At 53.2% G+C, this 21,915-nt stretch carries 17 protein-coding genes and 2 pseudogenes; 14 read left to right on the top strand and 5 right to left on the bottom strand.

Annotated elements, in window-relative coordinates; all coding sequences use genetic code 11:
* Nucleotides 1-124: 124 nt before the first annotated feature.
* The 11 genes and pseudogenes from B5F27_RS17500 to B5F27_RS09555 form a co-directional block, all read left to right on the top strand.
* A pseudogene (locus B5F27_RS17500) lies at nt 125-4,438 on the top strand (DEAD/DEAH box helicase family protein); the annotation flags it as partial.
* A gap of 587 nt (nt 4,439-5,025) precedes the next feature.
* Nucleotides 5,026-6,840: a reverse transcriptase/maturase family protein gene (locus B5F27_RS09600; protein ID WP_002576337.1), complete on the top strand. Its 1,815-nt coding sequence runs from the start codon at nt 5,026-5,028 to the stop codon at nt 6,838-6,840.
* A gap of 104 nt (nt 6,841-6,944) precedes the next feature.
* Nucleotides 6,945-8,804, top strand: a pseudogene (locus B5F27_RS09595) (helicase-related protein); the annotation flags it as partial.
* Between the two features lies 1 nt (nt 8,805).
* On the top strand, nt 8,806-9,882 hold the full coding sequence (locus tag B5F27_RS09590) for a DUF3849 domain-containing protein (protein ID WP_087366939.1): 1,077 nt from the start codon (nt 8,806-8,808) through the stop codon (nt 9,880-9,882).
* Nucleotides 9,879-10,223, top strand: coding sequence for a plasmid mobilization relaxosome protein MobC (gene mobC / locus B5F27_RS09585; protein WP_087366936.1), 345 nt, complete (start codon nt 9,879-9,881; stop codon nt 10,221-10,223). The genes B5F27_RS09590 and mobC overlap by 4 nt, the downstream gene beginning before the upstream one ends.
* Nucleotides 10,224-10,364: 141 nt before the next feature.
* Complete coding sequence (locus tag B5F27_RS09580; protein WP_087366933.1) at nt 10,365-10,670, top strand: hypothetical protein; 306 nt, start codon at nt 10,365-10,367, stop codon at nt 10,668-10,670.
* Nucleotides 10,667-10,978: a CD1845 family protein gene (locus B5F27_RS09575; RefSeq protein WP_087366929.1), complete on the top strand. Its 312-nt coding sequence runs from the start codon at nt 10,667-10,669 to the stop codon at nt 10,976-10,978. Before B5F27_RS09580 ends, B5F27_RS09575 begins: the two co-directional genes overlap by 4 nt.
* A gap of 103 nt (nt 10,979-11,081) precedes the next feature.
* Nucleotides 11,082-11,675 carry a type IV toxin-antitoxin system AbiEi family antitoxin domain-containing protein gene (locus B5F27_RS09570; RefSeq protein ID WP_087366926.1) on the top strand — a complete coding sequence of 198 codons (594 nt, stop codon included), beginning with the start codon at nt 11,082-11,084 and terminating at the stop codon, nt 11,673-11,675.
* Nucleotides 11,672-12,520, top strand: a complete 849-nt coding sequence (locus B5F27_RS09565; RefSeq protein ID WP_087366923.1) for a nucleotidyl transferase AbiEii/AbiGii toxin family protein — start codon at nt 11,672-11,674, stop codon at nt 12,518-12,520. Before B5F27_RS09570 ends, B5F27_RS09565 begins: the two co-directional genes overlap by 4 nt.
* Nucleotides 12,517-12,825 carry a hypothetical protein gene (locus B5F27_RS09560; RefSeq protein WP_087366921.1) on the top strand — a complete coding sequence of 103 codons (309 nt, stop codon included), beginning with the start codon at nt 12,517-12,519 and terminating at the stop codon, nt 12,823-12,825. Before B5F27_RS09565 ends, B5F27_RS09560 begins: the two co-directional genes overlap by 4 nt.
* A 100-nt stretch (nt 12,826-12,925) precedes the next feature.
* Entirely contained in the window at nt 12,926-14,338 is a 1,413-nt protein-coding gene (locus B5F27_RS09555; protein WP_087366918.1) for a relaxase/mobilization nuclease domain-containing protein, read from the top strand.
* Between the two features lie 188 nt (nt 14,339-14,526).
* On the opposite strand, the gene B5F27_RS09545 is transcribed toward B5F27_RS09555, so the two are convergent.
* The 5 genes from B5F27_RS09545 to B5F27_RS16535 form a co-directional block, all read right to left on the bottom strand.
* Nucleotides 14,527-14,883, bottom strand: coding sequence for a helix-turn-helix transcriptional regulator (locus B5F27_RS09545; RefSeq protein WP_002587437.1), 357 nt, complete (start codon nt 14,881-14,883; stop codon nt 14,527-14,529).
* A gap of 187 nt (nt 14,884-15,070) precedes the next feature.
* Nucleotides 15,071-16,261 carry an AI-2E family transporter gene (locus tag B5F27_RS09540; RefSeq protein WP_002587438.1) on the bottom strand — a complete coding sequence of 397 codons (1,191 nt, stop codon included), beginning with the start codon at nt 16,259-16,261 and terminating at the stop codon, nt 15,071-15,073.
* 12 nt (nt 16,262-16,273) lie between these two features.
* The gene (gene cls / locus B5F27_RS09535; RefSeq protein WP_002587439.1) at nt 16,274-17,809 is read right to left on the bottom strand and encodes a cardiolipin synthase; all 1,536 of its coding nucleotides are present in this window, start codon (nt 17,807-17,809) and stop codon (nt 16,274-16,276) included.
* Between the two features lie 27 nt (nt 17,810-17,836).
* Nucleotides 17,837-18,817 carry an alpha/beta hydrolase gene (locus B5F27_RS09530; protein ID WP_002587440.1) on the bottom strand — a complete coding sequence of 327 codons (981 nt, stop codon included), beginning with the start codon at nt 18,815-18,817 and terminating at the stop codon, nt 17,837-17,839.
* 195 nt (nt 18,818-19,012) lie between these two features.
* A complete protein-coding gene (locus B5F27_RS16535) occupies nt 19,013-19,369 on the bottom strand; it encodes a helix-turn-helix transcriptional regulator (protein ID WP_002587442.1) in 357 nt (118 codons plus the stop codon).
* A 241-nt stretch (nt 19,370-19,610) separates the two neighbouring features.
* Between B5F27_RS16535 and B5F27_RS09515 the strand changes: the two genes are divergently transcribed.
* The 3 genes from B5F27_RS09515 to B5F27_RS09505 are packed head-to-tail and all read left to right on the top strand — an operon-like array spanning nt 19,611 to nt 21,908.
* Entirely contained in the window at nt 19,611-20,216 is a 606-nt protein-coding gene (locus B5F27_RS09515; protein ID WP_242962146.1) for a TetR/AcrR family transcriptional regulator, read from the top strand.
* Entirely contained in the window at nt 20,213-21,100 is an 888-nt protein-coding gene (locus B5F27_RS09510) for an ABC transporter ATP-binding protein (RefSeq protein ID WP_002587444.1), read from the top strand. Before B5F27_RS09515 ends, B5F27_RS09510 begins: the two co-directional genes overlap by 4 nt.
* Before the next feature lie 13 nt (nt 21,101-21,113).
* On the top strand, nt 21,114-21,908 hold the full coding sequence (locus B5F27_RS09505) for an ABC transporter permease subunit (RefSeq protein ID WP_002587445.1): 795 nt from the start codon (nt 21,114-21,116) through the stop codon (nt 21,906-21,908).
* The last annotated feature ends 7 nt before the right edge of the window (nt 21,909-21,915 follow it).

Below are 21,915 nucleotides of genomic sequence, written 5' to 3'. Positions count from 1 at the left end.
TTCTATGTCCAAGCCCGCTGCGCAGGCGGAACCTGTGCGCCGGGCGCTAACCCAGGCGGAGATCGACGCCGCCATCCAGGAATGGAACGGCAAGATCGAGAGCAAGCACGCAGTTGTCCGCTACATGAAGGACCACGCCCGTGAAAAGGACACCGCCGCCTGGTTGCGGCAGGAGTACGGCGATGACCTCCCGGCCCTGCCTGTGACGGTGGACGGCGCGGCGGGCGATGTGCCCTGGCCCAAGGTGCAGCGCCGGATCGCACAGCTCATCAAGGAAGATCGGTTTTACACCGAGGCGGAGCAGGACCGTTTTGACAACATCGACCCCATCGCCATCCGGGAGGTCCTGGCCGAGCGCGGGATCGTGAACGGCCAGGTGGTGGACCCGGAAAAGCTGGACAACGACCCGTTCATCCAGCAGGTCATGCGGGATGTGGAGGCCGTCGCGGCAGAAGAACAGGCCGAGGCCGCATCGAAGCCGCCTGTGCCGGACTTATCCGGCCAGCCCGTCACCCGCGAGGGAGACACCCTCACCATCGGCAGCGGTGAACCCACCCATGAGATCGACATCACGGTGTCGGACGAGGAATATGCCGCCATCCGGGGCACTATCCCGGAGCGCACCTCTTACGACCCGTCCGCCCCGGTCTACAACGTGGGCGATACCGTCTATCTGGATGACCGCGCCCACCAGATTACCGAACTGCGAGAGGATACGGTGCAGCTGCTGCCCACCGGCATGAGCTATCCCATCTACCGGGCCGAAAGCCGGGAACGGTTCGAGCAGCTTCTGCGGGCAGACAACCGCAACGACTTTTACACCGAGTTCCTGCCTGTCAACCCCGACACGGCGGACCAGGACCTACGGGACGTGCTGACCCACGGCCTCATCGGCGCGCCGGACAAGGCGGAGCTTTCCGAACTGCTGCGTACCGGCAAGAGCAACCGGGAGGTCGCCCTGTGGCTGAGCCGGGCCTATCCTGACATCATCGAGACGATGGAGCTGGAGACCGGCGATACCTCCGACTACCGCACCATACCCGAAGGCATTGAGCTGGAAGTGCTGGACGCGGACGAAAAGCGGCTGGCCATGCTGTTCTTCCGCTGGGATGAAGTCGCGCCGCTGCTGCGCGGGTTGTATGCCCGCCAGCTGGACGGCTTCGTACAGGAGCAGGATGAACCGTATATGGAAGTCCCTGCCGCCGTGGAAGAACCTGCCGAACCCGCCAAGCCCATTGAAGAAGCCGCCGAGGCACCGGCGTTCCACTCCGAGACGGTGGCTGTCTACCCCGGCGACAAAAACGGACTTCCCTATGACGTGGTGGTGGAGCGGCTGCACGTTGACCGGCCCGAACCCACGCCGCCCGAACAGCGTCCGCCTGAGAATTTCCGCATTCTGGACGATGACCTGGGGAAAGGCGGGCCAAAGGAAAAGTTCTGGCGCAACATCAAAGCAATCGCCACACTGAAGCAGATCGAGCAGGAAAATCACTATGCCACCCCAGAAGAACAGCATATTCTCTCGCAATATGTAGGCTGGGGCGGCGTGGCGGATGCCTTTGACCCGGACAAACCCGCGTGGGCCGCCGAGTATGCGGAACTGAAGGAACTGCTGACCCCGGAGGAATATGAGGCGGCACGTGCCTCCACCCTCAACGCCCACTACACCAGCCCCACCGTTATCCGCGCCGTTTATGAGGCCGTGGAGCGGATGGGCTTCCGTACCGGCAACATTCTGGAGCCGTCCTGCGGCGTGGGCAATTTCTTCGGGATGCTGCCGGAGAGCATGACCGAGAGCCGTCTGTACGGCGTGGAGCTGGATTCTATCAGCGGCCGGATTGCTAAACAGCTCTACCCCAAGGCCGACATCACCGTGGCGGGCTTCGAGACCACCGACCGGCGGGACTTCTATGACCTTGCCATCGGCAACGTCCCTTTCGGCCAGTATCAGGTGAACGACAAAGCCTACAACAAGCTGGGCTTCAACATTCACAACTACTTCTTTGCCAAGGCGCTGGATCAGGTGCGTCCGGGCGGCGTGGTGGCTTTCGTCACCAGCCGCTATACAATGGACGCCAAGGATTCCACCGTGCGCCGGTATTTAGCCCAGCGGGCCGAACTGCTGGGGGCGATCCGCCTGCCCAACAACGCTTTCCGCGCCAACGCCGGGACCGATGTGGTATCCGACATCCTGTTTCTGCAAAAGCGGGACCGTCCGCTGGACATCGCCCCGGACTGGACCCAAACCGGCCGGACCGAGGAAGGCTTCACGGTCAACCAATATTTTCTCGACCACCCGGAGATGGTGCTGGGCCGTCCCACCGCCGAAAGCACCCAATACGGCAAGCAGGACTACACCGTGGCCCCCATCGAGGGGTTGGAGCTGGCCGATCAGCTGCACGACGCCGTACAGCACATTCACGGCACCTACCAGGAGGCCGCGCTGCCGGAGCTGGGCGAGGGCGAGGACATCGACGAATCCCTCCCGGCTGACCCCAATGTGAAGAATTACTCCTACACGGTGGTGGACGGCGCGGTGTACTTCCGGGAAAACAGCCGCATGGTGCGCCCTGACCTGAACGCTACCGCCGAAGCACGTGTCAATGGGTTGGTGGGGCTGCGGGATTGTGTGCAACGGCTCATCGACCTGGAGATGGACGCCGCCGCGCCGGATGCCGACATCCGGGCGCAGATGGCCGAACTGAACCGCCGCTATGACGATTTCTCTGCCAAGTACGGCCTTATCAATGACCGGGCGAACCGGCTGGCCTTTGCCGATGATTCCAGCTACTATCTGCTCTGCGCGCTGGAGGTACTGGACGAGGATGGCCGGTTGGAGCGCAAGGCAGATATGTTCACCAAGCGCACGATTAAGCCCCATGAGGCCGTCACCACCGTGGACACGGCCAGCGAGGCCCTGGCAGTCTCCATTTCTGAAAAAGCCTGCGTGGATATGGCCTACATGGAACAGCTCACCGGCAAAACCGGCGAAGAATTGGCTGACGAGCTGCGCGGTGTCATCTTCCGTGTACCGGGCCAGACTGAGCCGGACGGAACGCCCCATTATATGACCGCCGACGAGTACCTGTCCGGCAACGTGCGGCGCAAGCTCCGCCAGGCCCAGCGGGCAGCGGAGCAGGACCCGGCCTTTGCGGTCAACGTGGAGGCTCTGACCGCCGCCCAGCCCAAAGACCTGGACGCTTCCGAGATCGAGGTGCGGCTGGGGGCAACGTGGATCGACAAGGAGTACATCCAGCAATTCATGTACGAGACCTTCGACACGCCTTTTTACCTCCAGCGCAGCATTGAAGTCCACTACACCCCCTTTACGGCGGAGTGGCAGATCTCCGGCAAAAATGTCGTGGGGCAAAACAACGTGGCCGCCTACTCGACCTACGGGACCGGCCGCGCCAACGCCTATAAAATCCTCGAAGATTCCCTCAATCTGCGGGACGTGCGTATCTACGACACTGTGGAGGACGCGGACGGCAAGGAGCGCCGGGTGCTGAACGCCAAGGAAACCACCCTGGCCGCGCAAAAGCAGCAGGCCATCCGAGACGCTTTCCGCGACTGGATTTGGCGTGACCCAGAGCGTCGGCAGGCGCTGGTGCGCCAATATAACGAGGAAATGAACGCCACCCGGCCCCGCGAGTATGATGGCAGTCACATCGTTTTCGGCGGTATGAACCCGGCCATCACCCTGCGGGAACATCAGAAAAATGCCATCGCCCATGTGCTGTACGGCGGCAACACGCTGTTGGCTCATGAGGTGGGCGCAGGCAAGACGTTTGAAATGGTGGGGGCCGCGATGGAGGCCAAGCGGCTGGGTCTGTGCCAGAAATCCCTCTTTGTGGTGCCCAACCACCTGACCGAACAGTGGGCTTCGGAGTTCCTGCGGCTGTACCCGTCCGCGAACATCCTGGTAACGACCAAAAAGGACTTCGAGAAGCACAACCGCAAGAAGTTCTGCGCCCGCATCGCCACCGGCGACTACGACGCCATCATCATGGGTCACTCCCAGTTCGAGAAGATTTCCATCAGCAAGGAACGCCAGGAGCGGCTGCTGCATGAGCAGATTTGGGAAATCACCGAGGGCATCGCCGAGGTGGAGGCCAGCGGCGGGGAACGGTTCACCGTCAAGCAGCTGGAACGCACGAAAAAGTCTCTGGAAGCGCGGCTGGAAAAGCTGCAAGCCGAGGGCCGCAAGGACGATGTGGTGACGTTTGAACAGCTGGGCGTAGACCGGCTGTTCGTGGACGAGGCACACAACTACAAGAACCTCTTTCTCTACACAAAAATGCGCAACGTGGCGGGCCTCTCTACGACGGACGCGCAGAAATCCTCGGATATGTTCGCCAAGTGCCGTTACATGGACGAGATCACCGGCAGCCGGGGCGTCATCTTTGCCACCGGCACGCCGGTTTCCAACTCCATGACCGTGCGCCCGTAAGGGGCTGTAATAATCTTACCTTGAGCAAGTAATAGGGCAAGGTATCAAAGCGGAATAATCCGCACCCTATCGTCACCCGACTTATCCAAAAGGGGAAACCCGATGGGGAGTGTAGCATGTCGGAGGGCACGAAACACGGAAACTTCCAAAGTGTTTGCGTGGTAGTGGCGAAAAGTTATGAATAAGGATGAAAGCTAAACTGCCTGAATGACAGTCGGAGATTGGGCAAAATGTTGCTCCATGCGTAAGGAAGTTATACTCGCATGTACTCTGGTGGATATGAGTCGGCCATGCGTATCCACAAGATACCCAGAGTAAATCAGCCATAGGATAATGGAAAACGACGAACGTCACATCCGAAATCATAACAGGCTTATGTTATTACAGTTCTAAACGGGGATTGCCTAAGGTAAAATGCCGAAAATCGGCTATGAGTGCTATGAGAAAAGTGACTCTGAATATTTACTATGGCAACAGAGTCTCCGTAGTAGTCCGAGGACGGGAAAGCCGTCCACATGGCGAAGGGAGACAGTCTTTCTTCAATACAAATAATAAGGAAAGGTGCGTGAGGCATTATGAGAAGTCCCGAAAATGTATTGAAAAGTTTAAGTGAAAAAGCAAAAAACAAAGAGTACAGGTACGAGAGATTATACCGTAACCTGTACAACCCAGAGTTCTATCTGCTTGCATACCAGAATATTGCGACCTCTCAGGGGAGCATGACGGCAGGTGCAGACGGATTCACTCTTGACGGTATGAGCATGGAGCGCATTGAAAAGCTCATTCAGAAGCTGAGAGACCACTCATACCAGCCGAACCCTGCAAGGCGTGTTTATATTGCGAAGAAAAACAGCAGTAAAAAGCGCCCATTGGGGATTCCGTCAACGGACGATAAACTGTTACAGGAAGTTGTCCGTATGATACTTGAAGCAATCTATGAGCCGACATTCTCTGATAATTCACATGGTTTCAGACCGAAAAGAAGTTGCCACACAGCGTTAAAAGAAATCGTAACGCTGTTCACTGGTGCAAAGTGGATAATCGAAGGAGACATTAAGGCTTGTTTTGACAGCTTCGACCACCATATCACAATACAGCTTTTGAGAAAGCGCATAAAAGATGAAGCGTTCATATCGCTGATGTGGAAGTTTCTAAGGGCAGGATATATGGAACAGTGGACATACCATGAAACGTACTCCGGCAGTCCACAAGGCTCCGGTGTCAGTCCGATACTTGCCAACATCTATCTGAATGAACTTGATGAGTTCATGGCAAGGATGAAAAAGAGTTTTGACAAAGGCGATACAAGAAGCCGTAAAGTCCACAAAGACCATGATAAGGTACGCTGGGCTTATCGGAAAGCGCAGAAAAATCTGGAAATAGAGCGCACAGAAGCAAACCTAGCAGCATTTAAAGAAGCAAGGAAAGTGATGTTGTCCACACCACATTTAGACGAGATGGATGAGAATTACAAAAGACTTCAATACAACCGTTACGCTGACGATTTCCTGATTTCAATAACAGGTTCAAAGCAGGATGCTGAAAATATCAAGGAACAGGTAAAGATATTTCTAAAAGACAAGCTAAATCTCACAATGTCGGAGGAGAAAACTCACGTTACCCATTCCTCTGAAAAGGTGCGGTATCTTGGATACGACATAAGAATATCAAGAAGTCAGGACACAAAGCGGACGAAAAAAGGTCTGCAACGGGTGTGGTATGGAAAAGTGCAGTTATATATGCCGAAAGAAAAATGGATTGCGAAACTGCACGAATACGGTGCGTTTAAAATCAAAAAAGACGAAAACGGCAAAGAGATTTGGAAGCCACTCCACAGAGGGGCGCTTATGCCATTAGACGATGTGGCAATCATCAGTAAATATAATTCTGAAATCAGAGGATTGTACAATTATTACAGGTTAGCAATCAATGTATGCAATCTGGGGAAATTTCATTCTATCATGCGTGGAAGCTGTTTAAAGACGTTGGCGGCAAAATATAATTCTTCTGTTATGAAGATGTATAAGAAATACCGTAGCGTAAAGGGCGACTTTGGCGCAGATTACAAAACCAAGAGTGGAACAAAGCGGTGTGAGTTTTACAATGAAGGATTTAGGCGTAATAACAATATCGCACCTGAATTTGTAGACATTATGCCGAAATACAGAGGGCAGATAAAACCGAATAGTCTTGCAGGACGTTTAAAAAGCGGACAATGCGAGATGTGCGGAGCAAACCCCGTGAAAGTGTATATGCACCATGTAAAGCGCTTAAAAGATTTGAACGCTGATAATGAATTTGATGAACTGATGCTACTGAAAAGGCGGAAGTCATTGGCTCTCTGCCCGAAATGCTACGAAGAAGCAAAGACAAAATCACTTAAACTATGAAAGATGGCGAGCCGTGTACATCGAGAGGTGTAAGCACGGTTCTGGAGGGGGTTACGCCAAGACCACGGACGAAAGGAAGTATGGCGTGGCGTTTCCTACCTTATGAGCTTTACACCATGCAGCGGTATCTCCAATATGACCGGCTGCAAGAGCTGGGCATGGCCCACTTTGACTGCTGGGCGTCCCGGTTTGGCGAAACCGTGACGGCGCTGGAGCTGGCCCCGGAGGGCACCGGCTACCGGGCAAGAACAAGATTCAGCAAGTTTTTCAACCTGCCGGAGCTGATGAACCTCTTTAAGGAGGTCGCGGACATCAAAACCGCCGACCAGCTGCACCTGCCCACGCCCCAGGTGGAGTACCACAACATCGTGGCCCAGCCCACCGAACAGCAGCAGGAAATGGTGAAGGCGCTCTCGGAGCGCGCTTCCCTGGTACACAGCGGTACGGTGGACCCGTCCCAGGACAATATGCTCAAGATCACCAGCGACGGACGCAAGCTGGGCCTGGACCAGCGGATCATCAACCAGCTGCTGCCGGATGAGCCGGGCACCAAGGTCAATCAGTGCGTGAACAACATCATGCAGATCTGGCGGGACGGCGAGGCTGACAAGCTGACCCAGCTGGTGTTCTGCGACATCTCCACGCCCCAGGCCCGGCCCGCCAAAAAGGTAGCCAAGGCGCTGGACAACCCGACCCTCCACGCTTTGGAGGACGCGGTGCCGCTGGATGAGCCGGAACCGGCCTTTACCGTGTATGAGGACATCCGGCAGAAGCTCATCGCTAAAGGTGTGCCCGCCGAGCAGATCGCCTTTATCCATGAGGCCAACACCGAGGTGCGCAAAAAGGAGTTGTTCTCCAAGGTCCGCACCGGCCAGGTGCGCGTTTTGCTGGGCAGCACCGCCAAGATGGGCGCGGGCACCAACGTCCAGGACCGCCTGGTGGCGCTACATGATCTGGACTGTCCGTGGCGGCCCGGCGACCTGGCCCAGCGAAAGGGGCGCATCGAGCGCCAGGGCAACCAGAACGAGACCGTCCATGTGTACCGCTATGTCACCGAGGGGACGTTTGACGCCTACCTCTGGCAGACGGTGGAAAACAAGCAGAAATTCATCAGCCAGATCATGACCTCCAAATCGCCGGTGCGAAGCTGCGACGATGTGGACGAAACGGCGCTGTCCTTTGCCGAGATCAAGGCGCTGTGCGCCGGGGACCCGCGCATCAAAGAGCGCATGGACCTGGATGTGGACGTGGCGCGGTTAAAGCTGATGAAGGCCGACCACCAGAGCAAGCAGTACCGCCTGGAGGACCAGTTGCTCAAAACCTTCCCGGAGGAGATCGAGAAAAACAAGGGATTTATCGCCGGGCTGGAAGCGGATATGAAAACGCTGGCGGAACACCCGCACCCGGAGGACGGCTTTGCCGGGATGGAAGTCCGTGGCGACACCCTCACCGACAAGGAGAACGCCGGGGCCGCGCTGCTGGACGCCTGCAAGGAGGTCAAAGGGACCGACCCGGTGCCGGTGGGCAGTTACCGGGGCTTCGCTATGTCGGTGTCGTTTGACGCTTTCCGGCAAGAGTATATGCTCCTGCTGAAAGGCCAGATGACCCACCGGGCGACGCTGGGCACAGACCCCCGCGGCAACCTCACCCGTATCGACAATGCGCTCAGTCAGATGCCCCAGCGGCTGGAGGCGGTGAAGAACCAACTGGACAATCTCTACCAGCAGCAGGCCGCCGCCAAGGCGGAGGTGGGTAAGCCATTCCCTTTTGAGGATGATTTGCGGGTAAAGTCCGCCCGGCTGGCCGAACTGGACGTACTGCTGAACATGGACGGCCGGGGCCGCCCTGCGCCGGAGGCGGTTCTTGCCAAGAGCAGCCGCCCCTCGGTGCTGGAGGGCTTGAAACGCCCGGTTCCGCGCAATCCCGAAAAGAAACCAAAACACCACGAACAGGAGGTGCGATAACATGAATACCGATAAAAACACGGCCCTCTATGAGAAGATGGCCGCCGAACAGGATAAGTTCCGGGACTGGCTGAAAAGCCAGCCCCTGGAGGAAATTCTAAAGCATACCTATGAGTACACGGTCCGGGAGGACATCCTGATGGCGATGGAGGAGCTGGACCTGCCACAAAGCCGGGCCGCCGCGCTGCTGGCGTCGCCGTCCCCGCTGGCCGATGTCTACAAGGAGTTTTCTGATCGGGAGACTTCCTACATGGATGTGGTGCGGGACAGTATCGAGCAGCGGGCCGAGGCGGCGCTGGACGCCCAGCGGGAACTGCCGCTCTACCGGCACGACGCCGCCCATGCCCGCGAACAGGGCGACCTGGATTTGTACCGGGCGTCCCGCCGCGCCAACATCGCCTGCAAGGAGGCCATCGAGGCGTCCATTTCAGAACATTACCGGGACAACCGGCTGGACAAGGACGCGGTGCCCCAGGTGATCGAGCAGTTCGGCTACACCCGCACCCTCTATGTGCTGGCAAACACCGTGCAGCAGAAAGAGTGGGATGAGCGTTTCAGCCCGGCCAACAAGACGTGGGCCAGGACGGTGGACATCCCGCCCAACCCGGACGGCTTTGGCGGCGAACGCAACCTGGACTTTGTGGTGGACAGCCACTCCGGCTTGGTCGATCTGTTCTTGAGCCAGGCGCGGCAGGACTATCTGCGGCTCCAGCCGCTGACGCCAGAGGAAATCCGCGCCGAGGCCGCCCGGCTCTTGCAGGAGCTTCGTGCGCCGGATACGCCCAACAGCCCCCACGGCACCCACTACATGGCCCGCGTTTCGCCGGATTTTCTGGCCCGCGCAGGCACCCAGGCCCACGACCAGCTGATAACGCTGCTGCCATTCCGCAGTCTGGCGATCACCGGCATGAAGGACCTGCCCGGCACCTATGTCACCATCCTGGCCAGTGAGGACCGCTCCAAGGAGCTGCGTCAGCGCCGCCCCTCGGTCCGTCGCCAGCTGAAACAGGAGCCGCGCCCCGCTGAAAAGCCGGAGAAAAAATCCCCCATCCATAAGAAAAAGGAGCCGGAGCGATGAGCGCCCCCAAGCGCAAGCGGGAGGTGCAGCTGAACTTCCGGGTCTCGCCGGAAGAACTGGCGCTGATCGAGCAGAAGATGACCCAGCTGGGGACAAAAAACCGGGAGGCGTACCTGCGCAAGATGGCCCTGGACGGCTATGTGGTGCGCCTGGAATTGCCGGAGCTGAAGGAGCTGGTGTCCCTGATGCGCTATTCCAGCAATAACTTGAACCAGCTGGCCCGCCGTGCGCATGAAACCGGGCGCATTTACGACGCCGACCTGGAGGATATATCCCGGAGGCAGGAGGCTTTGTGGGACGGGGTGCATCAGGTATTGACCCAGCTGGCAAAGCTGACGTGACAGGGGCATACGCCCCTGCTGTGAGGGAGGTCCGGCGCGTGCAGGCTGCATCGCCGGGCCTCCCTCTTTTTTTCTTTGCCGGTATCGTTGCGTTTTGGCGGGCTGTGATTGATAATGGAGTCAGAAACGAGGTGATGGCTGATGTTAACGTTTGAAAACGTCTTAGAGATTTTTCAAGAATACCTGCTGCGCGACCCGGAGGAAGAAGTTCTTCCCTGCAAACGCGGCTACGTCCGACTGGCCTGGGACAAGGATTCCCGCTACTGCGTGGACGGCATTCTCTGCCGGACCCCGGAGGAGCTGTTCGATATACTTCTCTCGGATTTTCAGGACTTTGCCATGATCTGCCGGACGCGGGGACGCCGGGAGGTCACAGAGGCGGACGAAAAGGCCGTAGAGGAACTGTGCCAGCCATACCTGGACTGGCGGAAGGAGGCGCTGAAATGAGAGCGGTGCTGTTTATTTTGAAATTGGGGCTGAAAATCCTTGCTGCGCCGGTAGTGCTGGCGCTGATGCTGTTCACCTGGCTGTGCTTCGGGCTACTGTATGTGTCCAGCTTTATCTTCGGCTTGGCCTCCACAGTGGTGGCGCTGCTGGGGATCGCGGTGCTTGTGACCTACTCGCCGCAAAACGGTGTGATCCTGCTGGTGATTGCCTTCCTGGTCAGCCCGCTGGGCCTGCCGATGGCTGCTGCATGGTTGGTGGGCAAGGTGCAGGACCTGCGGTATGCGATCCAGGACGCGGTGTACGGCTGAATAGGAAGCGAAGAATTGCCGGGAGTGATTGCCCGGCAATTTTTTGACTTTACTTTCGCGCTAATTTCGCGTATAATATTAGCATGAAAGGAAGGTGAAGAACATGAGCAAATTTCAACAGCTGGACCAGCTGATGGAACGTCAGGATGGGATGCTGCGCACCGGGCAGGTCCTCGCGGCCGGGATCTCAAAACCTGTTTTTTATCAATTCGTGCAGTCTCGTGGGCTGGAACAGGCGGCGCATGGGATTTATCTTTCCAAAGATGCCTGGGTGGACGCCATGTATCTGCTGCATCTTCGCTGTCCGCAGGCGGTTTTTTCCCATGAAACGGCGCTGTTTTTCCACGACCTGACCGACCGGGAGCCGCTGGCCTATTCTGTCACGGTCAAGACAGGGTACAACCCCACCCGGCTTAAAGGTGAGGGCGTCCAGGTCTTTACCATCAAGGCGGAGCTGCATGAGGTCGGCCTGACAGCCGCGCAGACCCCCTTCGGTCACGATGTGCCGGTCTATGATATGGAACGGACGATCTGCGATGTGCTGCGCAGCCGGAGCCACATCGAGATGCAGACATTTCAGGACGCTTTGAAAGCGTATGCCCGCCGGAAAGACAAGGACCTGCGGACGCTGATGCGCTATGCCAGGCTGTTCCGTGTCGAGAAGATTTTACGCCAGTATTTGGAGGTACTGCTATGATAAAGACAGCCAGACAGCTGAAAGATTTGATCCGCAACCTGTCAAAGAAAAATGCTGCGGATGCGCAGATTTTGATGCGCAACTATATGATGGAGCGTTTTCTGGAACGCATTTCTCTCTCGTCCTACCGGGACAAATTCATCCTCAAGGGCGGGATGCTGGTGGCCGCGATGGTCGGCCTGGACGCCCGCTCCACGATGGACCTGGACGCAACGGTCAAGGGAGCTAACGTCAGCATAGAGGATGTGGAGAACATGATGGCCGAGATCATCGCTGTTCCCATTGACGACGGCGTTACCTTCCAGGTGAAAAGCATTTCGGAAATCATGGATGAAGCGGAATATCCCGGTATCCGGGTCACGGTGACAACGCTCTTTGACGGGGTGCGCACCCCGCTGAAAATCGACATTTCAACCGGCGACGCCATCACCCCTAAAGAGGTGCGGTACAGCTTCAAGCTCATGCTGGAGGACCGCTCCATCGACGTTTGGGCCTATAACCTGGAGACCGTGCTGGCCGAAAAGCTGGAAACCATCATCACCCGCACTACGACCAACACCCGTATGAGAGATTTTTACGACATCGCCATCCTGCAACAACTCTATGGCAGCACTCTGGACCCGCACGTTCTCCATGACGCGCTGCTGGCGACAGCCCACAAGCGCGGCACCGAGCGCCATCTGGCCGAGGCCGCCGAAGTCTTTGATGAAGTGGAGAACAGCCCGGTCATGCAGGACCTGTGGGCGGCCTATCAGAAAAAGTTTTCCTATGCGTCCGACCTTGACTGGAATACGGTCATGGCTGCGGTGCGGCAGCTGTTCTCTCGTTGCGAGGGTGAGGTATGAAAAAACGTGGACACTACTGCAAGGTCTGTGGCGAGTATAAGGCAAACGAAAAGTTTTCCAGCAAGGGTCACGCCGCGCACATTTGTAAAACCTGCGCCGCTCTCCCGCCAGAAAAGCAGGCGGAAGAAATGACACTTACCCAGCTTGTCAACCTTCCCTGGCGATTATCCAAAGGACAGCTTTCGTGGCTGAGGAAGCGGATGAAAGACCGACGGGACACCGTGCGGGCCTTGGCAACGGAACAGTATGAAATGAGGTTCCCGCCCAGGATAGAACTGGATGAATTGGAAGATGACTTTGAGTAAGATTTCGATTTTTATATGGACGAGGAAACTGATATAGAGTAAACCGATGCGGTCTGTGATGAGCAGGCCGCTTATTTTTTGGAAAGGAGGCGGACCCCGCATGGCCACCACCCGCATCATACCGCTGCACGCCGGCAAGGGCCGCATGGTCGGCAAGGCGATCAGCGACATCATCGACTATGTAAAAAATCCAGAAAAGACCGACCACGGCAGGCTCATTACCAGCTACCAGTGTGACAGCCGCGTGGCCGACGCGCAGTTCCTGCTGGACAAGCAGACCTACGCCGCCCGCACTGGCCGGGTGCGCGGTGCGGACGACGTGATCGCCTACCACCTGCGGCAGTCCTTTGTGCCGGGCGAGATCACGCCGGAGGAAGCCAACCGCCTGGGCGTGGAGCTGGCCCGGCGCTTTACCAAAGGCAAGCACGCTTTCATCGTCTGTACCCACATCGACAAGGCTCACGTCCACAACCATATTATATGGAACTCCACCACGCTGGAGTGTGACCGCAAGTTCCGCAACTTTTGGGGCAGCACTCGCGCTGTCCACCGTCTGAGCGATACCATCTGCATCGAGAATGGCTACTCCATTGTGGAGGCTCCCAAGCGGCGCGGCCAGAGCTACAACAAGTGGCTGGGCGATGCGGCCAAGCCCTCCCACAAGGAGCTGCTGCGCCAGGCCATTGACCGGGCGCTGGCACAGAAACCGGCCAGCCTGGAGGAGCTGCTGTGCCTGCTGGAACAGGACGGCTTTACCGTTCACCAGCGCGGCAAAACCATCTCCATCGGCGCGGAGGGCTGGGGCAACAACGTCCGCTTTGACCGGCTGGGGGACGGCTACGCGCTGGACGATCTGCTGGCGGTCCTCTCCGGCCAGAAAGAGCATACGCCCCGCAAGAAAACCGCTGTACAGACCGCTCCACCCAAGGTCAATCTGTTGGTGGACATCCAGGCAAAACTCCAGGCCGGAAAAGGCGCCGGGTATGCTCGCTGGGCCAAGGTGTTCAACCTCAAACAGATGGCCCAGACCCTCAACTACCTGTCTGAACACGGGCTGCTGGATTATGCCGATTTAGAAACCAAAACAGCAGAGGCGACGGCCCGCTACCATGCGCTGTCCGATCAGATCAAGGCCGCCGAGAAGCGCATGGCCGAGATCGCCGTGCTGCGAACTCATATCGTCAACTACGCCAAGACCCGCGACACCTATGTGGCCTACCGCAAGGCCGGGTATTCAAAGAAATTCCGGCAGGAGCATGAGGAGGAAATCTTGCTGCACCAGGCCGCCAAGGAAGCCTTCAACGAGCTGAATGTGAAGAAGCTGCCCACCATCAAGGAGCTTCAGACCGAGTACGCCCAACTGCTGGCGGATAAGAAAAAGGCTTATGGCGAGTACCGACAGGCCCGCACTGCCATGCGGGAGCTGCTGACGGTCAAGAACAATGTGGATAGGGTCTTGGCGATGGAGCAGACCGAGCCGCAACAGAAAGAAAAAGACCACGGCCAGCGGTGAGCTGGTCGCGGTCAAAAGCGTTCGCAAGAACGCGCAGCCACAGATTGAAAATCTGTGTTCAAAGGGGCTTGGGGGACTTCCCTCAACAAGCGCGTGGGGCTATCTGGATAGCCACAGGCATCGCTTGCCGCTTTCTTTGCAGAAATGAAAAGAGCCAGAGAGGAAACCGTCAAATTTCACTCACTGGCTCAATTCGCTTCAATTTTCTTAGATAGCTCTGTTAATTCCTGCATGGTCTCCTGTGTATGGTGCAGCAGGGTTTCACGCATTTCTGACGGGCAGCTGGAATAAAGCATTTTCATCTGGTTGGCTCCCTCATCTTCTGGAGAAACATCCGGATTTATCAGAGAATCCAGAGAGATGTTCAAAACCTTGGCCAATGCTCTTAAAATCAAATAGGAAGGATTCATCTGCCCTTTTTCAATGTTGGCAATTTGTTTTACAGAAACATGGCTCTGGTCTGAAAGCTCCTGCTGTGTCAGGTCTTTTTTCTTTCGGGCCTCCCGCATTATTTGACCCAAAGCGGTTAAATCGTCAATCGGCATAATCATTCACCTCAATAACATTGTATCGTGCCGATTTGTTTTGAGGAATAACCTTATTATGCCCGCTAAAAGGTATGATAATGCCGATTTTGTAATATAAAAAACGAATAGGGCGCAAAGACCCTTGATATTTTTATATCATGAGTCCTTACACCCTACTATGAGTTTTTATCTTGAGATAATTTTTTTAGGATATATTCTGTTTATGTGAATTACCCATCTGCTCTTTTTCTTGTGTTTTCAGATGCGTTTCCCGCTTATCGGTTGCTTCTTTCAAAAGAGCGTAAGTGGCTGCTGCGGCAGGTACGCCAAGCAACATACCGATTGGTCCAGCCAGATTGCCACCTATTGTGATTGCCGCTAAAACCCACATGGCAGGAAGGTTGATTTTTGCGCCCACAACTTTCGGATAGATTGCATTTCCTTCGATCTGTTGCAAAGTAAGCAGGAAAATAATGAATACCAGTGCCTTAAAAGGATTGACTGTCAGAATCAAAAATGCACCCACAAGTGTAGCAATCCAGGCACCGACATAGGGAATCAGTGCTGTTACCCCAACAAGCGCACCGATCATCGGCGCATATGGTATTCTCAGAATTAACATACCGATTGCACACAGGCTGCCTAAAATTATTGCCTCAGTCGTTTGCCCTGCTACAAAAAGCTTGAAGTTTTTTTCACAGACAGCTGCCACATGAATGCCCCGCTCGGCAAAACATGCTGGAATCCATACACGGACAATTCGGGTGATCTGACTTTTTAATTTCTCCTTATTGGCCAAAATATAAATTGAGAACACAAGACCAATCGCAAAATCGACTGCCGTCGCAACCACGCTTCCAAATGCGGAAGCAGCAGTGTCCATAATGGTGGTTCCCAATTGATTCAACCATTCATTCAAATTGTCTTTCAGTTCAAGAAAATCAATATCAATTTGGGACAGCTGTTCTCCGAATGGGATTTTAGAATAGTCAGCCGTGCTTTCAAATGCCACCAGTTGATCCAGACCATTCGTCAAGGATGATATGACAATAGATACTGCATCGATCAATTCGGGAATAACAAGAAAAGCAACACCGACAAAGACCCCTATCACCAAAATAAATGAAAGCAGGATCGCAAGCGGGCGGCGCATTTTCGTTTTCCTAGATGTCGGATGTTTGGGGAACAGATGTCTTTCAATAACCCCCAACGGAACATTCAGAAACAACGCCAAAATCAATCCAATTAAAAGTGGGTTCAGCAGGTCTTTCAACCACATCACGGCATCAGCTACATGACTAATATGTCGGATGCCAAGATAAATCAAAATGCAGGCTGTAAACGTTCCGATAATCCACTTTGATAATTTTTTGTGTGTTTCAATATCTTCAAACATTCAAGACCCTCCTTACATTAGTGGTGCAAATAGCCGCAGTATATCCTGGAGCAGATGCACTACGATATTTGTTTTGCAATCCTTTTCTGTCACCTGTTGGCATATCTCCAGCGTTTGCAGAAAATCCTCCTTGACTTCCATAACAGCTTTGGCCTCATAGAGCAGAGCACCACATTCATAGTGCAGATATAAGCTGCGAAAATCCAAATTTGTTGTCCCGACTGTTGCAGTACGGTCATCGGACACAAAGGTTTTGGAGTGGATGAAACCATTGGTATATTCGTAGATTTTAACGCCTGATTTTATCAGCTCTCGGTAATACGAGCGTGTGGTCATGTGTACCCACCATTTATCCCAGCGGTGGGGTGTGATGATGCGTATATCTACACCACTTTTTGCCGCAAGACGCAAAGCGGAAAGCATACTATCATCGACAATCAGATATGGGGTGTTGATATACACGTACTTCTTTGCATTGTTTAAGATATGCAGGTAAACGTGTTCGCCCACATTTTCTTCATCCATTGGACTGTCAGCGTATGGCTGAACAAACCCCTTTGCAGTAACAGGGCACTCTTGTTCTTTCCATGGGTAGAAGATTTCGTAGTCCTCGTCTGTATGGGTACAAATTTCCCACGTCTGTAAAAAAATTAGTGTGAAACTCCATGCGGCTTTGCCTTTCAGCATGATCGCTGCATCTTTCCAGTGTCCGTGTTTCTCAATGGCGTTGATGTATTCATCTGCCAGATTGATACCTCCGGTAAAAGCCACCTTTCCATCAATGACCGCTATTTTTCGGTGATCTCTGTTATTTTGCTTTACGGTCAGAACAGGTCGGAAGGGATTGAATACGGCGCACTGGATACCGTGTTTTTTTAGCTGCTTTGCGTAGTCTTTCGGAAGAGTGAGAAAGCAACCCATATCGTCATAAATCAGTCGCACAGTTACGCCTTGCGTGGTTTTTCGCTTCAAAACTTCCAAGATGCTGTTCCACATAACGCCTTCCTGCACGATGAAATATTCCAGAAATATGTACTTCTCGGCTTTTTCAAGTTCCGCCAAAAGTGTTTCCAGCTTTCGTTCACCCGGTGTAAGGTAATGTGTTTCTGTATCTGCATATATTGGAAACCCCGTGTATTCCTGCAAGTAATGAATTTGAGGGTAATATTCAGGCAGTTGTTTTGTTGCGCTTTCATAGCAAATGCCGGGGAGTGCATAGAGTGGTTTTGCCTTTTGTTGTGTATGGAGGACACTTTTTGCAAAGCGCCATTTCGAGGATTGTGCATTAGACAAAAGATACATCAGTCCACCAAACAACGGGAAGGTTAGGATCAGGATCGCCCATGCAGTTTTGTAGGCGCCTTTGTCTTTCTGGGAAACGATATAAAGCACCGCAATGATACTGACGATTGTCAGTAGGCGACTGAAATTTCGGGAAAGCTGACTTCCCCCAAGTACAAGGCATATAAGAAAATATACCTGTAAAAGTAGCAGGAGTATCGTCAACATCCTTCTACGGAATAAGACACGGAGCCAACGCTGGCGCATAATGATTCCCCCCCTTCAAACTCAAATCTACGGATTCTTTTTCCGCTGTTCGCAAAATTCCCAAAACTCTTTTGCAATGCGCTCGTAGGTGCTTTTTCCTACGAGATAGCTCATACAGTGGTCAGCGCCCGGAACAATCAGCAGACGCTTTTCTGATGTACAGGCTTTATAGTTTTCGTATGTCATTTCAACTGGAACAAAGTGGTCATCTGTTCCGTGGACAAAAAGAACAGGAATTTGGCAGTGCTTCAACGCTTCTGTAGTTGAGGCAGCATCAGCATCCATTTGGATGCGCTTTTTGCACATCCTATCGGCACCTGTTTTATGCAGAGCATAAGGAATATGCAGATTGCTTTCGGAGACATGTTTCCAAATTGCATGGAGCGAAGTAAATGCACTGTCCGCTGCGATTCCAAATACATTATCCGGCAGTTCCAGTTCGGACGCCATTAGCACAGAGGTTGCACCCATGGATACCCCGGCAAGATAGATGGGAATGCTTTTTCCTGTTTTCTCGTTTATCCAATTTGTCCATGCCAGGCAATCGTAGCGTTCCAGCAAACCTAAACTCATATGGTCGCCGCCGCTATTATTTTGTCCCCGCTGCTCTGCGTAGAGTACAGAACAATGATTATTGCGCCAGAAATCTGCGATTAGACCAAAATCATGTGACCAGGAGGAACGCCACCCGTGCATGGCAACTATAGTTCTTTTCGGTTCTTCGCAGGGACACCAATGCCCAATCAATGAAATTCCGTCGTGAGCAGTGATTTCCACCACGTCACAGCCGCTTTTTTCGAGCTGACCAGCTGCCTTTTTTACAATTTCAGTGGTTTCTATCATTTCAGGTGAACCGGACACACGCATTTTTCCGTTGCTTCTGTCCTGCGGCGCAACCCGATCCATGGCGAGCTGCATCATCTTTTTGGTTAGAAGATGATGCCAAAGCACACAAATCGCACTACCGGCAGCACCTATTATCAATCCTTTTTTCAATGAATCCTTCATAGCACGTCCTTTCATAACGTGGGTATAACTTACTCTTTGTCATTGGCAGTTTTCTTACTTAATTTTCTGCGATATGCGTAATATAACAGAATCGACATTGAGGCTTTTTCATAACCAAACTTGCCGAAGCACTGGAACGCCGCATTGAGAATGGTCAATCTCTTTTCTTCGGTCAGGGCCAAAAATTTGTTCAATTCATTTCCTTCTTCTTACGCAATAACCGTTTCGGTTATTCAGAGTATAGCACCAATAACCGAATCGGTCAAGTGTTAATGCAGCAAGTGTATTGATGCGCTTTTTGCAAGCGTCATCTGCGCTCATGTCTGGATAAAAGAACTGATCCACCGATATATCGAACATTGTCACCATCTGATAAAAAGTGTTCAAGCTCGGATGCTGACCGTCGTTTTCGTTATATATGATGGTGCGGGGATCACGGTCAATGATAAGGGCCAGTTGATCCTGTGTCATCCCGCTGGTTTCTCTTTTGCGCTTTATCTCGCACCCTATATCGTGGAAATCAAATTTGCGCTCATCGCGTTCAAATTTCATAGACATCACCCAATGTAATTTTATATTTCAGGTAGTAGTATTTGAACGAATTACATTTTCGTGCAACTGCTGACTTGAACACACCGGTACTTTCGAGACTAATCTTCGTTGGTCTAACAGTATAAAAAGAAAACTTTTGAATCATACTCCAAAATACTTGACCGTTTCGGTTATTGGTGCTATACTCTAAATAACCGAAACGGTTATTGTGTAAAAAGGAGGAAATGAATTGGACAAATTTTTGGCCCTGACCGAAGAAAAGAGATTGACCATTCTCAATGCGGCGCTCCAGTGCTTCGGCAAGTTTGGTTATGAAAAAGCCTCAATCAATGATATTGCGGTAGCCGCACACATTTCCAAAGCGTCTGTGTTTCAGTATTTCGGCAGTAAAAAGCAGCTCTACATTTACCTGCTGGAATACTGCAAGAAAATCATAGAGGGACTATTTGATAAGGAAGCCCTCGATTCCGAAACAGATTTGTTCGACAGGATTCTGGCATCCAGCCGCATGAAAATGGAGGGGTTCCAAAATCAGCCTTTTATCTTGCAGTTTATTACCAGTGCCTGGGAGGAAAATTCTCCCGAGGTGACGGATACGCTGGCGATCCTGACGGAGGAGACCGGCAGATTCCGAAACGATCTTGTTCTGCGGGAAGAGGATGCTTTGAAATTCAAAGACCCAGAGGATGCCCAGCCGGTCTTTCAGATGCTGCTTCTGATGGCCGAGGGCTATGCGGCCGGGTACCGGGGGGCGGCGGCTTTCGATTTTCAGGCTGTCATGGGGGATTTTGAGAAGAACATCGCAATTCTGCGGAAAAATTTTTATAAGGAGGAGTATTTGAAATGAGTGAACAAGCGATTGTCTTGAATGAATTGACCAAGCACTATGGGAAGCATCGAGGAATCAATAACCTCAGTTTCTCTGTCAACCAGGGAGAGTTTTTCGGCTTTATCGGCCCCAACGGTGCGGGTAAGTCCACCACGATCCGCACCCTAATGGGGCTGATCCGTCCCACCGGAGGCAGCGCATCTATCTTCGATTTGGACTGTCACTCCAAGGCCAGCGTCATCGCCAGGGATGTGGGCTATCTGCCCAGCGAGAACAGCTATTACGAAAACATGAAAGTCCGTGAACTTTTGCAGTACACCGCCGATCTGTACGGCATGGACTGCAAGACAAAGATGAAGGAGCTTGCCGACAGGCTCAATCTGGATTTGTCCCGCAAGATTGCAGACCTTTCTCTGGGCAACAAGAAAAAGGTGGGTATCGTGTCTGCCATTATGACTTCGCCCAAACTGATTATTATGGACGAGCCCACCAGCGGATTAGACCCACTGATCCAGCAGGCTTTCTATGATATTCTGAAGGAGGAAAACAGCCGGGGCGCTACCGTGTTTTTTTCCTCCCATGTGCTGAGTGAGGTGCAGAAACTGTGTGACCGGGTGGCCATTCTGAAAGAGGGACAGCTTATTGGCATACAGTCCATCAAAGAACTGCGTGAGAGCGGCTATAAGAAAGTCTCTCTGAGCGCAAAGGAGGCTATCCCTCGCGATTTCTTTGATTTGTCCGGCATTGCGAACTATGCGGAGACTGCGGATAAGACCTCTGTTTCCTTTATGTATAACGGAAATATCACGGCGATTATTGACAAGCTTCACCTGCTGCATTTGGACGATGTGCTTTTGGAAGAGCCCTCTTTGGAGGAAATCTTCATGCACTACTATGCGTAAGGAGGTGTCAGGCATGGTCATTTTGAAATATGAACTGAAAAGGCACCGCAAATATATTTTGGGTTGGGCCATCGCCTTGGCTCTGTGTGTTTTTGTGATGACGCCTACCTATTACAGCTTTATGGATGTTTCCACCGGAGACCTCTATGAAACGCTGGGTACGAGTGATTTTTACAAAGGCGTTGGTGTGTCCATGGAATATCTGACCTCACCGTTGGGCATTTATGCGTTTCTTACCAGCTTTTTTATGATTGCGTCCGGTATTTTCGGGATGCACTTCGGTATCGCCATTCACACCAAGGAGTGCTCGGAGCGAACCTCTGAATATCTGTTTACAAAACCCCATACCCGAAAAACGATTTACTGGGCAAAGGCGTTCACGGTTTTTTTCGGCGTAGTGGTCGTGAGCATGGTATATCTTCTCGCCTCTTTTTTGGCGCTGGCCCTGTTCCGCTCCGGCATTGACTGGGGAGAGTTCTTTCTGATTGCTCTTTCCCTCATGCTGGTCACGCTGTTCCTTGCAGCTATGGGGCTTTTGGTTGGAATTCTATTTTCACGCAATCGAAGCCCACTTTTGACTGCCGGGTTAATTGTCTTTGTCGAGTACTGCGTCACCAGCTTCTCCAACATTGTCAGCAACCGTGCCATTAGTTTTCTGTCCCCGTACTCGTTCTTTAGTGCGGCTGAGATTTCCAAATCTGGCTTTTATGAGTTGGATTACTTGGGATGGTGTGTACTGCTGTTTGCCCTGTTTTTGGTGCTGTCTTATCGTGTCTTTTTGAAAAAAGACATCCAGTTCCGCTCATGAGGGGGTG

The organism is Faecalibacterium sp. An192, assembly GCF_002160175.1.
Classification (GTDB): Bacteria; Bacillota; Clostridia; order Oscillospirales; family Ruminococcaceae; genus Faecalibacterium.
Note: the sequence above shows the minus strand (reverse complement) of the source record. Positions and strands in the feature narration are given on the sequence as shown.